General features: G+C 71.8%; 17 protein-coding genes. 9 read left to right on the forward strand and 8 right to left on the reverse strand.

All coding sequences use genetic code 11. From position 1 onward, the window contains the following. The first annotated feature begins 41 nt into the window (after positions 1 to 41). Complete coding sequence (locus EV567_RS08695; RefSeq protein WP_130438072.1) at positions 42 to 980, forward strand: DUF4349 domain-containing protein; 939 nt, start codon at positions 42 to 44, stop codon at positions 978 to 980. 98 nt (positions 981 to 1,078) lie between these two features. After that, on the forward strand, positions 1,079 to 2,485 hold the full coding sequence (locus tag EV567_RS08700; RefSeq protein WP_130438073.1) for an FAD-dependent oxidoreductase: 1,407 nt from the start codon (positions 1,079 to 1,081) through the stop codon (positions 2,483 to 2,485). A gap of 196 nt (positions 2,486 to 2,681) precedes the next feature. Here the strand turns inward: EV567_RS08700 and EV567_RS08705 are convergent, their stop codons facing one another. Beyond that, the gene (locus EV567_RS08705) at positions 2,682 to 2,957 is read right to left on the reverse strand and encodes a hypothetical protein (protein ID WP_130438074.1); all 276 of its coding nucleotides are present in this window, start codon (positions 2,955 to 2,957) and stop codon (positions 2,682 to 2,684) included. A gap of 124 nt (positions 2,958 to 3,081) precedes the next feature. Between EV567_RS08705 and EV567_RS08710 the strand changes: the two genes are divergently transcribed. After that, positions 3,082 to 3,894, forward strand: a complete 813-nt coding sequence (locus EV567_RS08710) for a rhomboid family intramembrane serine protease (protein ID WP_130438075.1) — start codon at positions 3,082 to 3,084, stop codon at positions 3,892 to 3,894. A 16-nt stretch (positions 3,895 to 3,910) separates the two neighbouring features. Here EV567_RS08710 and hemE read toward each other — a convergent pair whose 3' ends face one another. Continuing rightward, positions 3,911 to 4,978: a uroporphyrinogen decarboxylase gene (gene hemE, locus EV567_RS08715; protein WP_130438076.1), complete on the reverse strand. Its 1,068-nt coding sequence runs from the start codon at positions 4,976 to 4,978 to the stop codon at positions 3,911 to 3,913. 176 nt (positions 4,979 to 5,154) lie between these two features. On the opposite strand from hemE, the gene EV567_RS08720 reads away from it, so the two are divergent. From EV567_RS08720 to EV567_RS08740, 5 genes are all read left to right on the forward strand, one after another. Continuing rightward, positions 5,155 to 5,823: a DUF3000 domain-containing protein gene (locus tag EV567_RS08720; RefSeq protein ID WP_130438077.1), complete on the forward strand. Its 669-nt coding sequence runs from the start codon at positions 5,155 to 5,157 to the stop codon at positions 5,821 to 5,823. 368 nt (positions 5,824 to 6,191) lie between these two features. Continuing rightward, positions 6,192 to 6,854, forward strand: a complete 663-nt coding sequence (locus tag EV567_RS08725; protein WP_003972894.1) for a response regulator transcription factor — start codon at positions 6,192 to 6,194, stop codon at positions 6,852 to 6,854. A 211-nt stretch (positions 6,855 to 7,065) separates the two neighbouring features. Beyond that, a complete protein-coding gene (locus EV567_RS08730) occupies positions 7,066 to 8,355 on the forward strand; it encodes a ribonuclease D (protein WP_130438078.1) in 1,290 nt (429 codons plus the stop codon). A 187-nt stretch (positions 8,356 to 8,542) separates the two neighbouring features. Further along, positions 8,543 to 9,760: an acetyl-CoA C-acyltransferase gene (locus EV567_RS08735; protein ID WP_130438079.1), complete on the forward strand. Its 1,218-nt coding sequence runs from the start codon at positions 8,543 to 8,545 to the stop codon at positions 9,758 to 9,760. After that, positions 9,757 to 11,886 (forward strand): 3-hydroxyacyl-CoA dehydrogenase NAD-binding domain-containing protein, encoded by a 2,130-nt coding sequence (locus EV567_RS08740; protein ID WP_130438080.1) that lies wholly within the window; start codon positions 9,757 to 9,759, stop codon positions 11,884 to 11,886. The genes EV567_RS08735 and EV567_RS08740 overlap by 4 nt, the downstream gene beginning before the upstream one ends. Before the next feature lie 84 nt (positions 11,887 to 11,970). Here EV567_RS08740 and EV567_RS08745 read toward each other — a convergent pair whose 3' ends face one another. Beyond that, a complete protein-coding gene (locus EV567_RS08745) occupies positions 11,971 to 13,005 on the reverse strand; it encodes a hypothetical protein (RefSeq protein WP_130438081.1) in 1,035 nt (344 codons plus the stop codon). Positions 13,006 to 13,064: 59 nt separating this feature from the next. Here EV567_RS08745 and EV567_RS08750 point away from each other — a divergent pair, with 59 nt between their 5' ends. Then, positions 13,065 to 13,439, forward strand: coding sequence for an NTP pyrophosphohydrolase (locus tag EV567_RS08750; protein WP_130438082.1), 375 nt, complete (start codon positions 13,065 to 13,067; stop codon positions 13,437 to 13,439). 91 nt (positions 13,440 to 13,530) lie between these two features. On the opposite strand, the gene EV567_RS08755 is transcribed toward EV567_RS08750, so the two are convergent. From EV567_RS08755 to EV567_RS08775, 5 genes are all read right to left on the reverse strand, one after another. Next, a complete protein-coding gene (locus tag EV567_RS08755) occupies positions 13,531 to 15,051 on the reverse strand; it encodes an amino acid permease (RefSeq protein ID WP_130438083.1) in 1,521 nt (506 codons plus the stop codon). A 147-nt stretch (positions 15,052 to 15,198) separates the two neighbouring features. Continuing rightward, a complete protein-coding gene (dxs, locus tag EV567_RS08760; RefSeq protein ID WP_130438084.1) occupies positions 15,199 to 17,127 on the reverse strand; it encodes a 1-deoxy-D-xylulose-5-phosphate synthase in 1,929 nt (642 codons plus the stop codon). Positions 17,128 to 17,357: 230 nt separating this feature from the next. Next, positions 17,358 to 18,701 carry a sugar ABC transporter permease gene (locus EV567_RS08765; RefSeq protein ID WP_130438085.1) on the reverse strand — a complete coding sequence of 448 codons (1,344 nt, stop codon included), beginning with the start codon at positions 18,699 to 18,701 and terminating at the stop codon, positions 17,358 to 17,360. Beyond that, the gene (locus tag EV567_RS08770) at positions 18,698 to 19,489 is read right to left on the reverse strand and encodes an ATP-binding cassette domain-containing protein (protein ID WP_130438086.1); all 792 of its coding nucleotides are present in this window, start codon (positions 19,487 to 19,489) and stop codon (positions 18,698 to 18,700) included. Before EV567_RS08770 ends, EV567_RS08765 begins: the two co-directional genes overlap by 4 nt. A 363-nt stretch (positions 19,490 to 19,852) precedes the next feature. After that, complete coding sequence (locus EV567_RS08775) at positions 19,853 to 20,947, reverse strand: sugar ABC transporter substrate-binding protein (protein ID WP_407071570.1); 1,095 nt, start codon at positions 20,945 to 20,947, stop codon at positions 19,853 to 19,855. Between the last annotated feature and the right edge of the window lie 58 nt (positions 20,948 to 21,005).

Raw genomic sequence — 21,005 nt, forward strand, 5'->3', positions numbered from 1 at the left:
AGGATCGTCAGCCGTTCCACGACTCCCGGGGGTACGCCCGCATGCGCACACGACGATCCGTACGAACCGTACGACCGGCCCGGGCCCTGGCCGGACTCCTGCTCGCCGCCGCCGTCGCGCTCACCGGCTGCGGCGCCGGGGGCGACTCGGGCGACGCGCCTTCCCAGATGAAGGACGCGGCCGCCGCGCCGGGCGAGGCCGACGGCGCGACAGCGGACGCCAAGGAGGGCGCGGGCCCGGCGGCGAGCGGGGCGCGGCCCGGCGCAGCGTCGAGCGCCGGGCCGAAGCTCCCGGTGGACCACGTCATCCGCACCGCCACCCTGACCGTGCAGGTCAAGGAGGTCTCCAAGGCCCTCGGCACGGCCCGCACGGCCACCGAGAACGCCGGCGGCTACATCGGCGACGAGACCACCACCCGCGATGTGGACAGCGCCGAGCAGACGCGGGTCGTGCTGCGGGTGCCGGTCGAGAAGTACGACGACGTCCTCACCGCCCTTCAGGGCACGGGCACGCTCCTGGAGCGCACGGCGAAGGCCCAGGACGTCGGCGACCAGGTCGTCGACGTGGACAGCCGCGTCGCCTCGCAGCGGGCCAGTGTCGCCCGGGTCCGGGCGCTGATGGACCGGGCCGCCAAGCTGACCGACGTGGTCGCCCTGGAGGGCGAGCTGAGCCGCCGCGAGGCGGACCTGGAGGCGCTGCTCGCCCGGCAGGCGTCCCTGAAGGACCGCACGAGCATGGCCACCGTGACGCTGACGCTGACGGAGACGCCGGTGAAGGAGGCCGCCGAGGACGAGGACCCCGGTTTCCTGGACGCACTGGCCGGCGGCTGGCACGCACTGCTGACGACACTGCGCTGGATCGCCGTCGCGGTCGGCGCGGTCCTGCCGTTCGCCGTCCCGGCCCTGGCGATCCTCCTGGCATGGCGGCGCCTGCGCCGAGCCCGGCGCGAGACCCGGCCGGGTGAGCCCGCCGAGGACTGACCCACCCCCACCCCTCGGGCCGGCGCCACCCCCGGCGGAGCCGGCCCGAACGCGGGCCCGGGCGGGAGTGGAACCGCGGGCGGCCGTAGCGTGTCGGCATGAGCTTGAGTGAGAGCGTGCGGGGTGGGGGCAGCGGGCGGGAGCGTCTGGTCGTGGTCGGTGGGGACGCCGCGGGGATGTCCGCGGCGTCCCGGGCCCGTCGGCTGAAGGGGCCCGGGGAGCTGGAGATCGTGGCCTTCGAGCGCGGGCACTTCACGTCCTACTCGGCGTGCGGCATCCCGTACTGGGTGGGCGGTGACGTGCCCGACCGGGATGACCTCGTCGCCCGCACGCCCGAGGAGCACCGCGCCCGCGGGATCGACCTGCGGCTGCGCACGGAGGTCACCGAGATCGACGTGCCCGGACAGCGGGTACGCGCGCGTGACGTCGACTCCGGCGCCGAGTCCTGGACGTCGTACGACAAGCTCGTCATCGCGACCGGGGCCCGCCCGATCCGGCCGGACATGCCGGGCGCGGACGCCGACGGGGTGCACGGCGTGCAGACCCTGGACGACGGCCAGGAGCTGATCGACACGCTCACGCGTGCGCGTGGCCGGCGCGCGGTGGTGGTCGGCGCGGGCTACATCGGCGTGGAGATGGCCGAGGCGCTCATCAACCGCGGGTATGAGGTGACGGTCGTCAACCGGGGCAGCGAGCCGATGTCCACGCTGGACGCGGACATGGGCCGGCTGGTGCACGAGGCCATGGAGGGCCTCGGCATCACCATGGTGAACGACGCCGAGGTCACCAAGCTGCTCACCGGCGACGACGGCCGGGTGCGGGCCGTCGTCACGGACGACGCCGAGTACCCGGCGGACGTGGTGGTCCTCGGTCTCGGCGTCCGTCCGGAGACGAGCCTGGCGGAGGCCGCCGGCCTGCCCCTGGGCGCCCACCGCGGTCTGCTCACCGACCTGGCGATGCGGGTGCGCGGCCACGAGAACATCTGGGCCGGCGGCGACTGCGTGGAGGTCCTGGACCTGGTGTCGGGCCGGGAGCGCCACATCGCCCTGGGCACGCACGCCAACAAGCACGGCCAGGTCATCGGCACCAACGTCGGCGGCGGTTACGCCACCTTCCCCGGCGTCGTCGGCACCGCCGTCAGCAAGGTGTGCGACCTGGAGATCGCCCGCACGGGCCTGCGGGAGAAGGACGCGCGCCGGGCCGGACTCCGGTTCGAGACGGTCACCGTGGAGTCCACCAGCCGCGCCGGCTACTACCCCGGCGCCTCCCCCATGACGGTCAAGATGCTCGCCGAGCGGCGGACGGGCCGCCTGCTCGGCGTGCAGATCGTCGGCAGGGAGGGCGCGGCCAAGCGCGTCGACATCGCCGCGGTGGCCCTGACGGCCGGTATGACGGTGGAGCAGATGACCGCCCTGGACCTGGGCTACGCCCCGCCGTTCAGCCCGGTGTGGGACCCCGTGCTGGTGGCGGCCCGCAAGGCGGCGGCGAAGGTACGGGGCGACTAGGTGTGCTGTCCCGGCACGCCTAGGGCGTGTTTCGAAAGTAGCGTCGTCCGCCCGAAGGGCGTGCCCGGCGGCGTATGGTGCGTGCGATCGCAAGGCGGAGGGTCACCCCGATACTGGATGTATCAGGGTGATCCCGACAACGCGGCGAGCGTGCGTGCCAGACGCCGCCGGGCAGGCGGGACTTTCGAAACGCGCCCTAGGCCGTCCCGGACAGCCTCGGCAGCGTGGAGACCGGTGAGCCGGACGTGGGCGGCTGCTCCGCCGGCTTGGCGTGCGCGGCGGCCGCGGGCCGGGAGCGCAGCCGGTGGCTCACCGCCTCGTCCAGCGTGACCGGCCGCTGCGACTGGGAGGCGAGTCGCGCCGCCTCCTGGCCGAGCCTGGCCACGTCCTCCCAGGGGAGTCTGATCACGAGCGCGATCTCCGCCTCGCCGTCGGGCAGGGCGTGCATCGGGGGAGTAACCCGGTCGTTCATCGCCTGTTCCTCACGTCGTCCCCGCGGCCCGCATCCCCGTGCCGCGGACGGTTGACGCTTCATACGCGGTCACGGGAGGGCGCGTTCACCGATTCACCGAACGGATCGGGGGCAGTACTTCCTTGTGGTCATCCCCGTCCATGACGTGAACCCCGTGCGCCGTACTCCGGTGGTGACGTACGCGCTGATCGGCGTGAACGTCTTCGTGTTCTTCTTCATGCCCGGCCTGTCGGGCTCCGTGGCCGGCGACAGCACCCTGGTGCAGACGTGCAACCTGCACGCGTTCCTGGAGCAGTACGCGGCCGTGCCGACCGAGTTGATCCACCATCAGCTGCCGCAGCTCGTCCCCACGGGCGACGCGCGCGACGGCGGCTGCGTGCTGGGCCCGCCCGGCTACGACAAGTCCCCGGCGCTGAGCGTCCTCACCGCGATGTTCCTGCACGGCGGATGGCTGCATCTGCTGGGCAACATGCTGTTCCTGCTGATCTTCGGCAACAACATCGAGGACCGCATGGGCCACCTGCGCTTCGCGCTGTTCTACGTGGCCTGCGGTTACGCGGCGTCGTACGGCTTCGCGCTGCTGAACGCCGACTCCACCGATCCGCTGATCGGCGCGTCGGGGGCGATCGCGGGAGTGCTGGGCGCCTATCTGGTGCTGTATCCGAAGGCCAGGGTGTGGGTGCTGGTGCCCTTCCTGATCTTCCTGCCGCTGCGGCTGCCGGCCTGGCTGGTGCTCGGCTTCTGGTTCGTGCTGCAGGCGGTGTACTCCTCCGGCGAGGGCGTCTCCGAGGCGGGCACCGTGGCGTACGCGGCGCACATCGTCGGCTTCCTCGCCGGCATGCTGCTCGCCTGGCCCCTCAAGCCGGGCACGCCCCCGCCGCCGGAGCCGGGCGGCCTGCTCTTCGGCAGGCGGGCCCGGCCCCGGCCGACGTGGTGAGCGACTCGCCCGCCGGCTAGCCGGCGGTCCGGGTGTGAACGTAGTCCACGAGGCGGGTGAGGGCGTCCGGGTCGGTGGACGGCATGACGCCGTGGCCGAGGTTGAAGATGTGACCCTCCAGACCGGCGGCCGCGTCGAGGACCTCGCGGGTCTTGGTCTCGACGGCCTCACGGGTGGCGAAGAGGACGGTCGGGTCCAGGTTGCCCTGGAGCGCCTTGCCCGGGCCGACGCGCCGGGCGGCCTCGTCCAGCGGGACACGCCAGTCGACGCCGACGACGTCCGCGCCGGCCTCGCCCATGAGCGTCAGCAGCTCGCCGGTGCCGACGCCGAAGTGGATGCGCGGGACGCCGTACCCGGCGACGGCGTCGAAGACCTTCGCGGAGGCCGGCAGCACCGACCGGCGGTAGTCGGACGGGGCGAGGGCGCCGGCCCAGGAGTCGAACAGCTGGACGGCGGAGGCGCCCGCCTCGATCTGCACCTTCAGGAACGTGGCCGTGATGCCGGCGAGGCGGTCGAGCAGGTCGGCCCAGAGCTCGGGGTCGCCGTACATCATCGCCTTGGCGTTCTCGTAGGTGCGCGAGGGGCCTCCCTCGACGAGGTAGCTCGCGAGGGTGAAGGGCGCGCCGGCGAAGCCGATGAGGGGGGTGGCGCCGAGCTCCCGGGTGAGCAGGCCGATCGCCTCGGTGACGTAGGAGACGTCCTCGGGGGTGAGTTCGCGCAGCCGGGCGAGGTCGGCGCGGGTGCGGACCGGCTGTTCGACGACCGGGCCGACGCCGGGCTTGATGTCGAGGTCGATGCCGATGGCCTTGAGCGGGACGACGATGTCGCTGAAGTAGATCGCCGCGTCCACGTTGTGCCGGCGGACCGGCTGGAGGGTGATCTCGGTGACCAGTTCGGGCCGCATGCAGGACTCGAGCATCGGGATGCCCTCGCGGACCTTGCGGTACTCCGGCAGGGAACGCCCGGCCTGCCGCATGAACCACACGGGCGTGTGCGGCACGGGTTCACGCCTGCACGCCTTCAGGAAGGGGCTGTCGTACGTCGCTGTCGGCTGCCGGCCCGCGGGGCCCTCGTTCACGCTCACGACGGCAAGTCTCGCACGGCGCCGGAACCGGTGCGGCCGCCCTCTTCCGGGCCCCTCCCCCGCGCTCCCCGGGGCCCATCGCCCGCGCGCGTGTTCGCCCAGCGCGCATCCGCCCGCGGCCCGCGCGCGGGTGTCTTGCCCTGCGCGAAGGCCCCGTTCCCTTTAATCTTCCCCGCATGGCTGCGGCTCAGGGACGACTGTCGGACGGCACGGACGGAATGGACGACGGGAACGAGGAGGACCGGAATGGGACCAGTTCGGCTCCGCCGCCCTTCCGGGCCGCCGTCGACGCGCTGCGGGCCGCCCGGCTGCGGCCACAGATCGAGGTCGAGCCGACGCCCGCCCCGCAGCGGCTCGCGCCGCACGCGTACGCGTTGGAGGCGACCGTCGTGGACGGCGACCTGGACCTGGCCGACGGCCGGCTGGTGCTGCTGCACGACCCCGCCGGGCATGAAGCGTGGCGCGGCACGTTCCGGCTGGTGACGCTGATCCGGGCCGAGCTGGAGCAGGAGATGGCCGTCGATCCGCTGCTGCCGGAGGTGTGCTGGTCCTGGCTGACGGGCGCGCTCCAGGCCCGCGGGCTGACCTACGGCGAGCCGAGCGGGACCGTGACGCGCGCGAGTTCGCATTACTTCGGCGGGCTGTCGGAGCGTCCGGCGGCATCGCAGATCGAGATCCGGGCCTCGTGGACGCCCCGGGAGGGGCTCGGCGGAGTGCCGGACACGGGGGCGCATCTTGCGTCCTGGTGCGATCTGCTGGCCCAGGTGGCGGGGCTGCCGCCGGCCGGGCCCGGGGACGCCTCGGTGGTGACGCTCCCCCAGCGGCGGGACCCCCAGGCCCGCTGACCCCCGGCGGGACCCCCGGGGGCGCCCCCCGACGAGACCTCAGGCGCGCTGCCTCGCGGCAGCGCGCCTTCGTCGTTCCGTACCCCAGTCCGGGGAACCCCTGTGCTGCCGGAAACCTCGTGCCGCCCTCATTGACCCTCTCTTTGTCGATACGACCACTTTCGATCTCGTACGACACGCACTCAAACCGACTCGATCTTCGGATGATCGATCGCGTGTCCGAATTGCACAGATTGTTACTCACTAGATCGTGATCATCCCCTAAAGGACACCGGGCCCGGTGCCGAAGACGACTGTGACCTTGAAAGCACGGTTCGCCCCGGCTCCACTCCCCACGAGCCGGCCCGTCCCGCAACCCAGGAGGCCTGGTGTCCGTTCTCCTCGAGCAGCCCGCAAGCCTGGTCGCCTACCGCCCGAACAAGCCCACCGCCATGGTGGTCGTGGCCGACCCGCGCGTCCGCTCCACCGTCACCCGCCATCTGTGGGCGCTCGGTGTGCGCGATGTCATCGAGGCCTCGTCCGTCGCGGAGGCTCGTCCCCGCATCGGCAACCCCCGCGACATCTGCGTCGCCGACGTCCACCTTCCCGACGGCTCCGGCCTGACCCTGCTGTCGGAGACCCGTGCCGCCGGCTGGCCCAACGGGCTCGCCCTGTCCGCCGCCGACGACATCGGAGCCGTGCGCAACGCCCTCGCGGGCGGCGTCAAGGGCTACGTCGTCACCGGCACCCGTACCAACGTCGGGCTCCCCACCCGGCCCGGCGCCGCCCCCATCGGCGCGGCCGCCGCCCGCCTCCACCGCCGCCCCCCGGGCGCCCCGAGCCACCCGGGCGGCTACCGCGAGCTGTCAGGCCGTGAGGTGGAGGTGCTCAGACTGGTCGCCGAAGGCCAGTCCAACAAGGCCATCGGCGTCTCCATGGGCCTGTCCGCGCTGACCGTCAAGAGCCACCTCGCCCGCATCGCCCGCAAGCTCGGCACGGGCGACCGCGCCGGCATGGTCGCGGTCGCCCTGCGGACCGGCATCATCCACTGACCCCCACCCCCCACCCTGACCTCACCCCTCACCCCTCGCCTCTCACCGACCGCTCGGCCTTGCGACCATTGCCCTGAACCGACCGACCGCCGTCCCGACCCTTACGGGACCGCCCGATCGATCACCGATCTGACCGGTTTACGACCCCGCGAAGCCCGCCGACGGAACGTTCCGTCGGCGGGCGACGCCCCCACACGGATACCCTTGACAGGTGACCGACGCCCAAGAAACCGCAGCAGCCAGCTCACTGCGAACCACCGGAGGCGCCCCTCCGGACGACGGCGGATCGACTGCTTCCGGGGCGCCGACACCTCTCCTCGAACCGCGCGAGGGCATCCCCGAGGTGATCGCCGACGAGGCCTCGCTCGCCGAGGTGATCGCCGCGTTCGCCGCCGGCTCCGGCCCCGTCGCCGTCGACGCCGAGCGCGCCTCCGGCTACCGCTACGGACAGCGCGCCTATCTGGTGCAGCTGCGCCGCCAGGGCGCCGGCACCGCGCTGATCGACCCCGTCGCCTGCCCCGACCTCTCCGCGCTGGGCGAGGCGCTCTCCGGCGTCGAGTGGGTGCTGCACGCCGCCACCCAGGACCTGCCCTGCCTGCGCGAGATAGGCATGGTGCCGACGCGGCTGTTCGACACCGAGCTGGCCGGACGGCTGGCCGGGTTCCCGCGGGTCGGCCTCGGCGCGATGGTCGAGGGTGTCCTCGGCTTCGTACTGGAGAAGGGGCATTCCGCCGTCGACTGGTCGACCCGCCCGTTGCCCGAGCCGTGGCTGCGCTACGCCGCTCTGGACGTCGAGCTGCTCGTCGACCTGCGCGACGCGCTGGAGAAGGAGCTCGACCGGCAGGGCAAGCTGGAATGGGCCCGCCAGGAGTTCGACGCGATCGCCTCCGCGCCCCCGCCCGAGCCCCGCAAGGACCCATGGCGCCGTACGTCCGGCATGCACAAGGTGCGCCGCCGCCGGCAGCTCGGCGTGGTGCGGGAGCTGTGGCAGACCCGCGACCGGATCGCGCAGCGGCGCGACGTCTCGCCGGGCAAGGTGCTGTCGGACGCGGCCATCGTGGAGGCGGCGCTCGCCCTTCCCACCACCGTGCAGGCGCTCGCGGCGCTGAACGGCTTCGGGCACCGGATGGGGCGGCGCCAGCTGGAGCAGTGGCAGGCCGCCGTCGACCGGGTGAGGTCGCTGACGGAGGCGCAGCTGCCCCTGCCGGGGCAGTCGGTCGCCGGGCCGCCCCCGCCCCGGGCGTGGGCCGACAAGGATCCGGCGGCCGCCGCGCGGCTGTCCGCCGCGCGGGCCGCGGTGTCGGCGCTCGCCGAGGAGCTGAACATGCCCCAGGAGAACCTGATCGCGCCGGACAGTGTGCGCCGGGTCTGCTGGGAGCCGCCCGCACAGGCCGACGAGAGCGCGGTCGCGGCCGCCCTCGCGGGCCTCGGCGCGCGTCCATGGCAGGTGGAGCAGGTGACACCCGCCCTGACCGCCGCCCTGACCGCCAAGCCGGCCTAGTGCCGTGAGCGAACGGGCGGCGGGCGGTAGCGGAACAGGGACGGCGAGATCACGCCAAGATCTGCGGCGGTCGCACCAGCCGGTGTGACCTTCGCCGCTCGCCACGCGAGGACTGGGCAGCTACGTTACTCAGAAGTAGCATGGTCTGAGCAAGCGCTCAGCGTCCCGCACCTGGAGGAGAGCCATCGTGCCTCGTACCGTCAGGGACGTCGTCTTCGTCGACGGCGTCCGTACCCCGTTCGGCAAGGCGGGCCCGAAGGGCATCTACCACGAGACCCGCGCCGACGACCTCGTCGTGAAGGCGATCCGGGAGCTGCTGCGCCGCAACCCCGGGCTCGACCCCGCGAAGATCGACGAGGTCGCCATCGCCGCGACCACGCAGATCGGCGACCAGGGCCTCACCATCGGCCGCACCGCCGGGATCCTGGCCGGTCTCCCCCAGTCGGTCCCCGGCTACTCCATCGACCGCATGTGCGCCGGCGCCCTGACCGCCGTCACCTCGGTCGCCGGCTCCGTCGCCTTCGGCGCGTACGACATCGCCGTCGCCGGCGGTGTCGAGCACATGGGCCGCCACCCGATGGGTGAGGGCGTCGACCCCAACCCGCGCTTCGTCAGCGAGAAGCTGGTCGACGAGTCCGCGCTGTTCATGGGCATGACCGCGGAGAACCTGCACGACCGCTACCCGCAGATCACCAAGCAGCGCGCCGACGAGTACGCCGTGCGCTCCCAGGAGAAGGCCGCCAAGGCGTACGCCAACGGCAAGATCCAGGCCGACCTGGTACCGATCTCGGTGCGCCGCACCAACCCGGAGGCCGGTGAGACGGGCTGGGGCCTGGTCACCGCCGACGAGCCGATGCGCCCGGGCACGACTCTGGAGAACCTCCAGGGCCTGAAGACCCCGTTCCGCGTCCACGGCCGGGTCACCGCCGGCAACGCGGCCGGCCTGAACGACGGCGCCACCGCGTCGCTCATCGCGTCCGAGGACTTCGCCCGCGCCAACGACCTGCCGGTCAAGATGCGCCTGGTGTCCTACTCCTTCGCCGGCGTCGAGCCCGAGGTCATGGGCTACGGCCCGATCCCGGCCACGGAGAAGGCGCTGGCCCAGGCGGGCCTGTCCATCTCCGACATCGGCCTGTTCGAGATCAACGAGGCCTTCGCCGTCCAGGTCCTGGCCTTCCTGGACCACTACGGCATCGCCGACGACGACGAGCGCGTCAACCAGTACGGCGGCGCCATCGCCTTCGGCCACCCGCTCGCCTCCTCCGGCGTCCGTCTGATGACGCAGCTGGCCCGCCAGTTCGAGGAGCAGCCGCAGGTCCGTTACGGCCTGACCACCATGTGCGTCGGCTTCGGCATGGGCGCGACGGTCATCTGGGAGAACCCGCACTTCGAGGGGGACAAGTGAGCACCACCGCTGAGCTGTTGAAGGGTGCGGCCGAGCTGTTCCCGGACGAGGTCGTCACCCAGGCGCACGTACGCCACCTGGACCTGCCGTTCGGCGCCGGGCGCTTCGCCCTGATCACGCTGGACAACGGTTTCGACCACACCAAGCCGACCACCTTCGGCCCCGCGTCGCTGGCGAACCTGAACCTCGCCATCGACCAGGTCGAGAAGGAGGCCGCGGCCGGCGACATCGTCGGTGTCGGCATCACGGGCAAGCCGTTCATCTTCGCCGTCGGCGCGGACCTCAAGGGCGTCGAGCTCCTGAAGGAGCACAAGGACGCGCTCGCCATCGGCAAGGGCGGCCACGAGGTCTTCAAGCGCCTCGCGGGCCTCGGCGTGCCGACCTTCGCGTACTACAACGGCGCGGCCATGGGCGGCGGCGTCGAGGTCGGCCTGCACTGCACCTACCGCACGGTGTCCGCGGCGCTGCCCGCGTTCTCGCTCCCCGAGGTCTTCCTCGGCCTGGTCCCCGGCTGGGGCGGCTGCACGCTGCTGCCGAACCTGATCGGCGCCGACAAGGCCGTCTCGGTGATCATCGAGAACTCGCTCAACCAGAACAAGCAGCTCAAGGGCGCCCAGGTCTACGAACTGGGCATCGCCGACGCGCTGTTCGAGGGCGCGGACTTCCTGGAGCAGTCGCTGCTGTGGACGGCGTCCGTCCTCAAGGGCGAGATCGTCGTCGACCGCCCGGTGATCGACCGCGGCGAGGCCTGGGACCAGGCCGTCGCCAAGGGCCGCTTCATCGCGGACTCCAAGGTGCACGGCGCGGCCCCGGCCGCCTACCGCGCCCTCGACATCATCGCCGCCGCCAAGAACGGTGACCTGCAGCAGGGCTACGACGCCGAGGACAAGGCGCTCGCCGACCTGATCATGGGCGGTGAACTGCGCGCCGGCATCTACGCGTTCAACCTGGTGCAGAAGCGCGGCAAGCGTCCCGCGGGCGCCCCGGACAAGAACCTCGCCCGTCCGGTCACCAAGGTCGGCGTCGTGGGCGCGGGCCTCATGGCCTCCCAGCTCGCGCTGCTGTTCCTGCGCCGCCTCGAGGTGCCGGTCGTGCTGACCGACATCGACCAGGAGCGCGTCGACAAGGGTGTGGGCTACGTCCACGCCGAGATCGAGAAGCTGCTCGGCAAGGGCCGTATCAACCAGGACAAGGCCAACCGCCTCAAGGCGCTGGTGTCCGGCGTCCTGGACAAGGCCGAGGGCTTCTCCGACGCGGACTTCGTGATCGAGGCCGTGTTCGAGGAGATCGGCGTCAAGCAGCAGGTGTTCGCGGAGGTCGAGGCGGTCGCCCCGGCGCACGCGATCTTCGCCACCAACACCTCCTCGCTGTCGGTCTCCGAGATGGCGTCGAAGCTGAAGCACCCCGAGCGGGTCGTCGGCTTCCACTTCTTCAACCCGGTCGCCGTCCTGCCGCTGCTCGAGATCGTCCGCGGCGAGCAGACCGACGACGCCTCGCTGGCCACGGCGTTCGCCGTCGCCAAGAAGCTGAAGAAGACCGCGGTGCTGACGAAGGACGCCCCGGCGTTCGTCGTGAACCGCATCCTGACCCGCTTCATGGGCGAGATCCAGAACGTCATCGACGAGGGCACGCCGGTCGAGGTCGCCGAGAAGGCGGTCGAGCCGCTGGGCCTGCCGATGTCGCCGCTGGTGCTGCTGGAGCTCGTCGGCCCGGCCATCGGTCTGCACGTCTCGGAGACCCTCAACCGCGCCTTCCCGGAGCGTTTCACGGTGTCCCCGAACCTGGCCGCCGTCGTCAAGGCGGGCAAGCGCGGCTTCTACGTCTACGACTCCGGCAAGCCGGAGCTGGACCCCGAGGTCGCCGCGCTCCTCAAGCAGGGCGATGTCGTCCTCACCGAGGAGCAGGTCCGTGACCGCGTTCTGGACGCCGTCGCCCAGGAGATCGGGCTCATGCTCGACGAGGGCGTCGTCGCCGAGGCCCAGGACATCGACCTGTGCCTGATCACCGGCGCGGGCTGGCCCTTCCACCTGGGCGGCATCACGCCGTACCTGGACCGTGAGGGCGTGTCGGAGCGGGTGAACGGCAAGCGTTTCCTGGCTCCGGGCGTGGCGTCCGTCCCGGCGTAAGCGCCGTACGGCACACGGGAGTACGACCGTGAAGAGGGCCTCCGCCGGTTCGGCGGGGGCCCTCCGCCGTACTCGTCCGCCCCCTCAGACCTCCTGCCAGGCCGCCGACGCGGGGGCCGACTCGCCGGCGTGGAGACGGGCGACGAGGAGGCGGCCGGTCGACGGGGACAGGGCCGCCGCGACCACCCGGCCCTCGTCGTCCTTCGCGAGGGCCACCTCGGTGTCGTCGGGCAGTGCCGGCCCGGACTCGGTCCAGCCGTCGGCCGCTTCGCCCCCGGCGCGGTACGAGGTGAAGGCGACGCGGCCCTCCGTCGAGCGCTGGGCGAGCAACGTGACGTCCCGGCCGTCGAGTTCGCACCGCGCGGCGGCCACCGGGCCCGGGCCCGCCACCGGCGCCACCGTGACCGGCTCGCTGCCCGGACGCCAGGCGCGCAGGTCGCCGGAGTCGTCGGCGTAGAAGAGCGTCGTCTCCTCGGAGGAGGTGGCGAGGGCCCGGAGGGTGCCGGGCCGGACCGGCGTGCGAAGGAACTCGGCCGCCGCCACCCGCTTGGCCGGCGCGTCCTGCCGTCGGCGCAGGATCCCACCGCCGACCACGGTGTACACCTCCACGCACCCCGACTCCCCGACCATGGCGGCCGGCGGCCCCTGTGTCTGGGCCCCCTCCGTCTCCGGCAGGTCCTCCAGCACGCGCCAGGGCCCCCAGCCGCCCTTCTCCTTCTGGGCGATCATGCGCAGCCCGCCGTCGCCGCAGCGCACGAAGACGTGCGCCCGTCCCTGGTGGTCCACGGCCACCGCGGGCGGGCCCGTGCGGTCGCCCTTGGTGTCCGGGTGGCCGAGAGGGGTCCAGTCCATCGGGGAGAGCAGCGGACGGAAGTGGGTCGAGTGCACCACGCCCGCCTCGCCCTTCCCCAGGGGCCGCCAGGAGACCAGGTGCGCGTAGCCGTCGACGCCTCGGCCGACGGCGAGGACCGGGTGCACCTTCTGGTCGCCGCCGACTTTGCGGGGTGCCTGCCACGAGCCGCCCGGGGCCTGCTCGGCCCGGCACAGGACGCCGTCGTCCGACGTGAGGTAGACACAGAGCCGCCCGTCACGGCCACGTATGAGCCAATCGCCGTTCATCGGCTCACTCTAAGCCGCGGGCATCCGTCGCCGTGCGCCGCCCGTGCGACCCTGGGCGCATGGACGACGACAATGACCCTGCGCTGGTGATCGTGGACGCCGCGAACGTGGTCGGGTCGGTGCCCGACGGCTGGTGGCGGGACCGGCGCGGCGCGGCCGAACGGCTGCGGGACCGGCTGGCGGCGGACGGGCTGCCGGGCCACCCTGGGCCCGTGGAGATCGTCCTCGTCGTGGAGGGCGCGGCCCGCGGGGTCTCGACCGTGCCCGGCGTACGGGTGGAATCCGCCCCAGGCAGCGGCGACGACCACATCGTCGCCCTGGTGTCCGATGCGACCGACCGCCGACGCCTGGTGGTGACGGCCGACCGCGAACTGCGCCGCCGCGTGACGGAACTGGGCGCAGAGGTGACGGGCCCACGCACGGTACGCGGCTGAACCCCCGCACGGGAGCCCACCGGCCCCGCATCCGCCCCGGAGGGCGCAGCCCACTCGACGAGCCTCCGGGTGCCCCTGGGGCGCGGAGCCGTCAGTGGGCTTGCGGGTTCGCCGGGGGCGTCCCCTGGGTCGTTGTGGTCTCGCCGCGGCCCAGGCGGCTGTGGGAGCGGCCGTACAGGAAGTAGACGGCGATGCCGATGACCATCCAGAAGGCGAAGCGGAGCCAGGTCTCGGCGGGCAGGTTGAGCATGAGCCACAGGGAGGCGGCCACCGACAGGATCGGGATGACCGGCACCCACGGGGTGCGGAAGGCCCGGTGCAGGTCGGGGCGGGTCCGGCGGAGGATGATCACGCCGATGGCGACGACGACGAAGGCGAACAGGGTGCCGATGTTGACCAGTTCGGCCAGCTCGCTCAGCGGCGTGAAGCCGGCCAGGACCGCGATGAGCACACCGAGCAGGATGGTCGGCCGGTGCGGGGTCTTGAAGCGCGGGTGGACCTGGGAGAAGAAGCGGGGCAGCAGTCCGTCGCGGCTCATCGCGAAGAAGACCCGGGTCTGTCCGAGCAGCAGGATCATGCAGACCGTGGTGAGGCCGACGGCGGCGCCGAAGCTGATGAACCCGGCGAACCAGGGGTGCCCGGTGGCCTTGAAGGCGTCGGCGAGCGGCGCGGTGATGGACAGCCGGCTGTAGTGCTGCATGCCGGTCACGACGATCGACACCAGCACGTACAGCGTGGTGCAGATGACGAGCGAGCCGAGGATGCCGCGGGGCATGTCCCGCTGCGGGTTCCTCGTCTCCTCGGCGGCCGTGGCGACGACGTCGAAGCCGATGAAGGCGAAGAAGACGACCGAGGCGGCCGTGAAAATGCCCAGCACGCCGAAGTTGGAGGGCGCCCAGCCGAACATCAGCTGGATCAGCGGGGACTGGAGGCTGTCGCCCGGCGGCACCGGCTGCGACTTCGGGATGAACGGCTTGTAGTTGTCACCGTTGATCAGGAAGGCCCCCGCGACGATCACGGTGAGCACGACGGTCACCTTGATGGCGACGACGACGGAGGTCACGCGCGCGGAGAGCTTGGTGCCGACCACCAGGATGGCGGTGAGCACCAGCACCAGCAACGCGGCGAGGAGGTCGAAGCCGAAGCCCGTGGCGCCGTCCCGCACGCCGAGCGCGGCCGGCAGGTGCACGCCCACGTTGTCCAGCAGCGAGTGGATGTACCCGGACCAGCCGACGGCGACCACCGCCGTGCCGAGCGCGAACTCCAGGACGAGGTCCCAGCCGATGATCCAGGCGGGCAGTTCCCCCAGGGAGGCGTACGAGAACGTGTACGCGGAGCCCGCCACCGGGACGGTGGAGGCGAACTCGGCGTAGCAGAGCGCGGCGAGCGCGCAGACGACGCCGGACACCACGAAGGCCAGGGCGACGGCGGGACCGGCGTTGTTCTTGGCCACGGTGCCGGTGAGGACGAAGATGCCGGTGCCGATGATGACGCCGACGCCGAAGACGGTCAGGTCCAGCGCGGACAAAGACTTCTTGAGCGCGTGCTCTGGCTCCTCGGTATCGAGGATGGACTGCTCGACCTTCTTCGTCCGGAAGAGGGTGCTGCTCACGGGGTACCTCCCACGCTGTGTCGTCCTCGACATGATCGAGAGGGGGCGTATTGCGTATGCCCCGGCGCGGGCGCGTTAACGCGAATGGGCCGGTGCGACCACTCCTTACAGTGGTCGCACCGGCCCATCCGGGCGTGTCGGGTGGCGTCAGTCGCGCGCGGACTCCACCGCGTCGGCAGCCGCCGTCGTCCCGCCGTACCGGCCGTCGAGCCGGGAGACCAGGCCGGTGACCTGGCGGGCGATGTCGGGGGCGGTCAGGCCGATCTCGGCCATGACCTCGGCGCGGGAGGCGTGGTCGAGGAAGCGCGGCGGGATGCCGAAGTCGCGCAGCGGGACGTCGACGCCGGCGTCGCGCAGGGCCTGGGAGATCGCGGAGCCGACGCCGCCGACGCGGGAGTTGTCCTCGACGGTGACGACGACGCGGTGGCGGTCGGCGAGCGGGGCCATCGCCTCGTCGACGGGCTTGACCCAGCGGGGGTCCACGACGGTGGTGGTGATGCCCTGCCGGTCGAGCAGCGCGGCGATCTCCAGGCACATCGGGGCGAGGGCGCCCACGGAGACGAGCAGCACGTCGGGCCGGTCGGTGCCGGGCTCGCGCAGCACGTCCATGCCGCCCACGCGGCCCACGGCGGGCACGGCGGGGCCGACGGCGCCCTTGGAGAAGCGGACGACGGTCGGGGCGTCGTCGACGGCGACGGCCTCGCGCAGCTGGGCGCGCACCTGGTCGGCGTCACGCGGCGCGGCCAGCCGCAGGCCGGGGACGACCTGGAGGATCGACATGTCCCACATGCCGTTGTGGGAGGCGCCGTCGGTGCCGGTGACGCCGGCCCGGTCCAGGACGAAGGTGACGCCGCACTTGTGCAGGGCGACGTCCATCAGCACCTGGTCGAAGGCGCGGTTGAGGAAGGTGGCGTAGACGGCGAAGACGGGGTGCACGCCCGCGTGCGCGAGGCCCGCGGCGGAGACGGCGCCGTGCTGCTCGGCGATGCCGACGTCGTAGACGCGCTCGGGGAAGGCCTTGGCGAACTTGTCGAGGCCGACGGGCTGGAGCATCGCGGCGGTGATGGCGACGATGTCGTCGCGCTCCTTGCCGAGCTCGACCATCTCGTCGCCGAAGACGGAGGTCCAGTCGGCGCCGGAGGTGGAGATCGGCAGGCCGGTGTCCGGGTGGATCTTGCCGACGGCGTGGAAGCGGTCGGCCTCGTCCTGGAGGGCGGGCTGGTAGCCGCGGCCCTTCTCGGTGAGGCAGTGCACGATGACGGGGCCGCCGAACCGCTTGGCGCGGGCCAGCGCCGACTCCAGGGCCTCGAGGTCGTGGCCGTCGATGGGGCCGACGTACTTCAGGCCGAGGTCCTCGAACATGCCCTGGGGGGCGACCAGGTCCTTCAGGCCCTTCTTGGCGCCGTGCAGGGTCTCGTAAAGGGGCCGTCCGACGACCGGCGTGCGGTCGAGGATCTCCTTGGTGCGGGTGAGGAAGCGCTCGTAGCCGTCGGTCGTGCGCAGCGTGGCGAGGTGGTTGGCGAGGCCGCCGATGGTGGGCGCGTAGGAGCGCTCGTTGTCGTTGACGACGATGACGAGCGGGCGGTCCTTGGCCTCGGCGATGTTGTTGAGCGCCTCCCAGGCCATGCCGCCGGTCAGGGCGCCGTCGCCGATGACGGCCACGACGTGGCTGTCCCGTTCCAGCAGCTGGTTGGCCTTGGCGATGCCGTCGGCCCAGCCGAGCACCGTGGAGGCGTGGCTGTTCTCGATGACGTCGTGCTCGGACTCGGCCTGCGAGGGGTAGCCGGACAGGCCGCCCTTCATCTTCAGCCGGGAGAAGTCCTGCCGCCCGGTGAGCAGCTTGTGCACGTAGGACTGGTGGCCGGTGTCCCAGAGCACCTTGTCCTTGGGGGACTCGAAGACGCGGTGCAGGGCGATGGTGAGCTCGACCACGCCGAGGTTGGGGCCGAGGTGGCCGCCGGTCTTGGAGACGGCGTCGACGAGGAAGCTCCGGATCTCCCCGGCCAGCAGGGTCAGCTCCTCCGGGCTGAGCCGGTCCAGATCGCGCGGTCCCCTGATGCGGGTCAGCAGCGGCACCCGTGCCTCCTTGCAGTAGAGCTGATCGAGCTGTTTCCGGGCGCATCGAGTCTAATGTTCCGCCCGGGCGGACGACGCCCACCCCGTGCGTAGTACGTCACGCCGGGTCAGTACCCGTGACGGCGGGGCCCGTCACACGGGTCGTGCCCGGGCCGCCCGCACACGACCGTGCCCGGCACCGAGGACGGTGCCGGGCAGGGGTGCGGGGCTTCGTCGTGCCTCGTGAACCGCTATCCGCGGCCCGCGGCCTTCTGGCTGCGGCGGGAGACGGAGTCGATGACGACCGCGCCGAGCAGGACACCACCGGTGATCATGTACTGGATCGAGGTGTTCATGTTCAGCAGGTTCAGGCCGGTCGTGATCGACTGGATGACGAGCATGCCCAGCAGCGCGGACCACACGGAGCCACGGCCGCCGAAGAGGCTCGTGCCGCCGATGACCGCCGCGGCGATGGCCAGCATCAGGGTGTTGCCGCCGCCCGCGTTCAGCGTCGCGGACGCGGTCTGGCCGGCGAAGAACATGCCGCCGATCGCGGCGAAGCCGCCGGAGATGGCGAACACCGTGATGCGGATCATCGGCACGTTGATGCCGGCGCGGCGTGCGGCCTCGATGCCGCCGCCGACCGCGAACACCTTGCGGCCGTACGTGGTGCGGCGCAGCACGAAGTCCACGATCACCAGCGCCGCGAGGAAGACCACCAGCGCGTTGGAGACACCCTGGGCGTTGTTCAGCACGGCGGCGGCGACGAAGGAGGCGACGGCCAGCAGGCCGACCCGGACGAGGATCTCGCCGGTGGGCCGGAAGGGCACGCCGGCGGCCTTGCGGCGGCGCTGCTCGCCGAAGTTGCCGACGAGGGAGAGCACGACGCCGAGGCCCGCCAGCAGGTAGGCGCCGACGATGGCCTGGTCCATGAAGAAGGAGCTCTGGCCGAGGATGTGGACGGGGCCGTCGTCGGAGGGGATGTTGATGGTGCCGGTCGAGCCGAGCAGCCACAGCATCAGGCCGTTCCAGCCGAGGAAGCCGGCGAGGGTCACCACGAACGCCGGTACGCCGATCTTGGCGAAGAACCAGCCGTGCAGCGCGCCGATGCCGAGGCCCGTGACGATGGCGAGGATCAGCGCCAGCCAGCCGTTCATGCCGTGCTCCACGACGAACACGGCGAAGAGCGTGGAGGCCAGACCGCTGACGGAGCCGACGGACAGGTCGATCTCGCCGAGCAGCAGGACGAACACCAGGCCGATGGCGAGCATGCCGGTGGCCGACATGAAGTAGCTGACGTCGGAGAGGTTGTCGGCGCTCAGGAAGCGGTCGTTCTTCGACTGGAAGATGACCCAGATGATGATCAGGCCGAGGACGACCGGGAGCGAGCCGAGCTCGCCGCCCTTGATCTTGCGCTTGAACTCGGTGACGTATCCCTTGAGGCCCTCTTCGCGGACCAGCAGGCGCGGGTCGACGACGGCGACCGGGGCGGCCGTCGGGTCGTCGGCGGGCGCGACCGTGGTCTGGTCCTCCACGACGCCGTCGGTCTTGACGTCCCCGGCGGCGCTCTTGACGGTCTTGGACGTGTCGCTCACTTGGCCGCCTCCGTGGTGCGACGTCCGGCACGACGGGTGACGGCGTTGTCCGTGGCACCCGTGATGGCGGCGATGATCTCTTCGTGGCTGGTGTCCTTCACGGGGAAGGAACCGTTGTTCTTGCCCAGGCGCAGGACGGCGACGGTGTCCGCGACCGCCTTCACGTCGGCCATGTTGTGGCTGATGAGGATGACGCCGAGGTCGCGCTCGCGCAGCCGCTCGACCAGGTCGAGGACCTGCGCGGTCTGCTCGACGCCGAGGGCGGCGGTGGGCTCGTCCAGGATGACGACCTTGGGGTCGCCGATCAGGGCGCGGGCGATGGCGACGACCTGGCGCTGGCCTCCGGAGAGGCTGGCGATCGGGATGCGCACGCTCGGGATGCGGATGGAGAGCGTGGACAGCAGCTCGCGGGCGTTCTTCTCCATCATCACCTCGTCGATGACGCCGCGGTGCAGCAGCTCGCGCCCGAGGTAGAGGTTGCCGACCACGTCGAGGTTGTCGCACAGGGCGAGGTCCTGGTAGACCGTCGCGACGCCGAGTCCCTGGGCGTCGTGCGGCTTGTTGATGCTGACCGGCTTGCCCTCCCACTCGATGACGCCCTCATCGATGGGGTGGACACCCGCGATCGTCTTGACCAGGGTGGACTTTCCTGCGCCGTTGTCGCCGACGAGCGCGACGACCTCTCCGGCGTGGACCTCCAGTTCGACGTCGGTGAGGGCCTGGACCGCACCGAATCGCTTGGAGACTCCGCGCAACGCCAGCACGGGCGTAGCGGACACGTGAACCATCTCCTTCGCCGCCTGACCGGCGGGGATGCCGCGCTGTAGGACAGGCGCGGAGGGATGTGCGGGGCGGTCGCGGGTGGGCGGCGCCGGCGCACGAGGTTTACAGAGTGAACATGCGCGAGACCGTCTGCGTTGGCAACGGTTCCGTTCGGTCGTCGTCGGCGACGGTTTTCGCGTCGTCGTCGGCGGCGGTTCCGTCCGACGCCCGCCCCGCAGCGGGGTGTTGGGCGGGGCGAGCGCCGGCGGGGTCTCGCGGGGCCGTGCGGCGTGAGGCCGTCGGCGTGGGCCGTGCGGCGTGGGGCCGCGCGGCGGCCGGGGGCCCGGGTCCCCGCTGAGGGGCCCGGGCCGCCGGCACGGTGCGGGCGCCTACTGCAGGCCGGCGGCCTTGCAGGCGGCGGCGTACTCGGCGGTGCAGATCTCGCCGACGGTGTACACCTTGTCCTTGAGGACGGTGTCCTTGATGTTGGCCTTGGTGACCGACACCGGGGTCAGCAGCTGGGAGGGCACCTTGTCGCCGGAGCCGCTGGTCAGCTCCTGCGAGGCGAGGGACTTGATGTCCTTGCCCTGGAGCAGGTTGACGGCCATCTGCGCGGCGGCGTCGGCCTCCGGCTTGAAGGCCTTGTAGACCGTGGCGGACTGGGTACCGGCCACGATCCGCTGGATGGCGGCGAGTTCGGCGTCCTGACCGGTCAGCGGGATGGTGCCGATGCCGGCGCCCTTGAGGGTGTTGGCGATACCACCGGCCATGCCGTCGTTGGCGGCGTAGACGCCGGCTATGTTCTTCGCGCCGATCTGGGTGATCGCGGCGGACATCTTCTCGGCGGCGACCGTGTCCTTCCACAGACCGGACTGCTCGTAGGCGATGGCCACCTTGCCGTCGAGGGCCTTGTGGGCGCCTTCCTTGAACTGCGCGGCGTTCGGGTCCTGGTCGTCACCGTTGATCATGACGACCTTGGCGGCCGGGGTGGCCTTGGCGCCCAGGGCGTCGAGCAGGGCCTGGCCCTGGAGCTCGCCGACCTTGACGTTGTCGAAGGAGACGTAGGCGGAGACGGGGCCCTGCGCGAGGCGGTCGTACGCGACGACCTTGACGCCCTTGGCCACCGCGGCCTTGATGGAGGACTTGATCGCGGCGGAGTCCTGGGCGGAGATCACGATGACCTTGACGCCCTTGGTCACCATGCTGCTGACCTGCTGGGCCTGCTTGGCGGTGTCGGCGGCGGCGTTGGCGTACTCGACGTCGCAGTCGGAGCAGAGTTCCTTGACCTTGGCCGTGAACAGCGGCTTGTCGAACTTCTCGTAGCGCGCGGTGACGCTGTCGGGGAGCAGCAGGCCGATCGACTTGCTGTCGGAGTTGCTGCTGCCGGAGTCCTTGTCGTCGCCCGCCTTGCCACACGCGGCAATCGACAGGGCCATGGAGACGGCGGTGGCGCCGATCACGACTCTACGCATCGTTGCGTTCATTTGGGGTGTGCCTCCCTGACAGGGCCGCAACGCTGCGGCCGAGGTGGCTCGAAGTCAA

It is taken from the genome of Streptomyces sp. BK239, assembly GCF_004217285.1.
Taxonomy (GTDB): Bacteria; Actinomycetota; Actinomycetes; order Streptomycetales; family Streptomycetaceae; genus Streptomyces.

Coding starts and splice junctions, on each gene's coding strand:
- EV567_RS08695 (WP_130438072.1), top strand. CDS start 42: ATGCGCACACGACGATCCGTACGAACCGTACGACCGGCCCGGGCCCTG.
- EV567_RS08700 (WP_130438073.1), top strand. CDS start 1,079: ATGAGCTTGAGTGAGAGCGTGCGGGGTGGGGGCAGCGGGCGGGAGCGT.
- EV567_RS08705 (WP_130438074.1), bottom strand. CDS start 2,957: ATGAACGACCGGGTTACTCCCCCGATGCACGCCCTGCCCGACGGCGAG.
- EV567_RS08720 (WP_130438077.1), top strand. CDS start 5,155: ATGGCTGCGGCTCAGGGACGACTGTCGGACGGCACGGACGGAATGGAC.
- EV567_RS08745 (WP_130438081.1), bottom strand. CDS start 13,005: ATGAACGGCGATTGGCTCATACGTGGCCGTGACGGGCGGCTCTGTGTC.
- EV567_RS08750 (WP_130438082.1), top strand. CDS start 13,065: ATGGACGACGACAATGACCCTGCGCTGGTGATCGTGGACGCCGCGAAC.
- EV567_RS08770 (WP_130438086.1), bottom strand. CDS start 19,489: ATGGTTCACGTGTCCGCTACGCCCGTGCTGGCGTTGCGCGGAGTCTCC.
- EV567_RS08775 (WP_407071570.1), bottom strand. CDS start 20,947: ATGAACGCAACGATGCGTAGAGTCGTGATCGGCGCCACCGCCGTCTCC.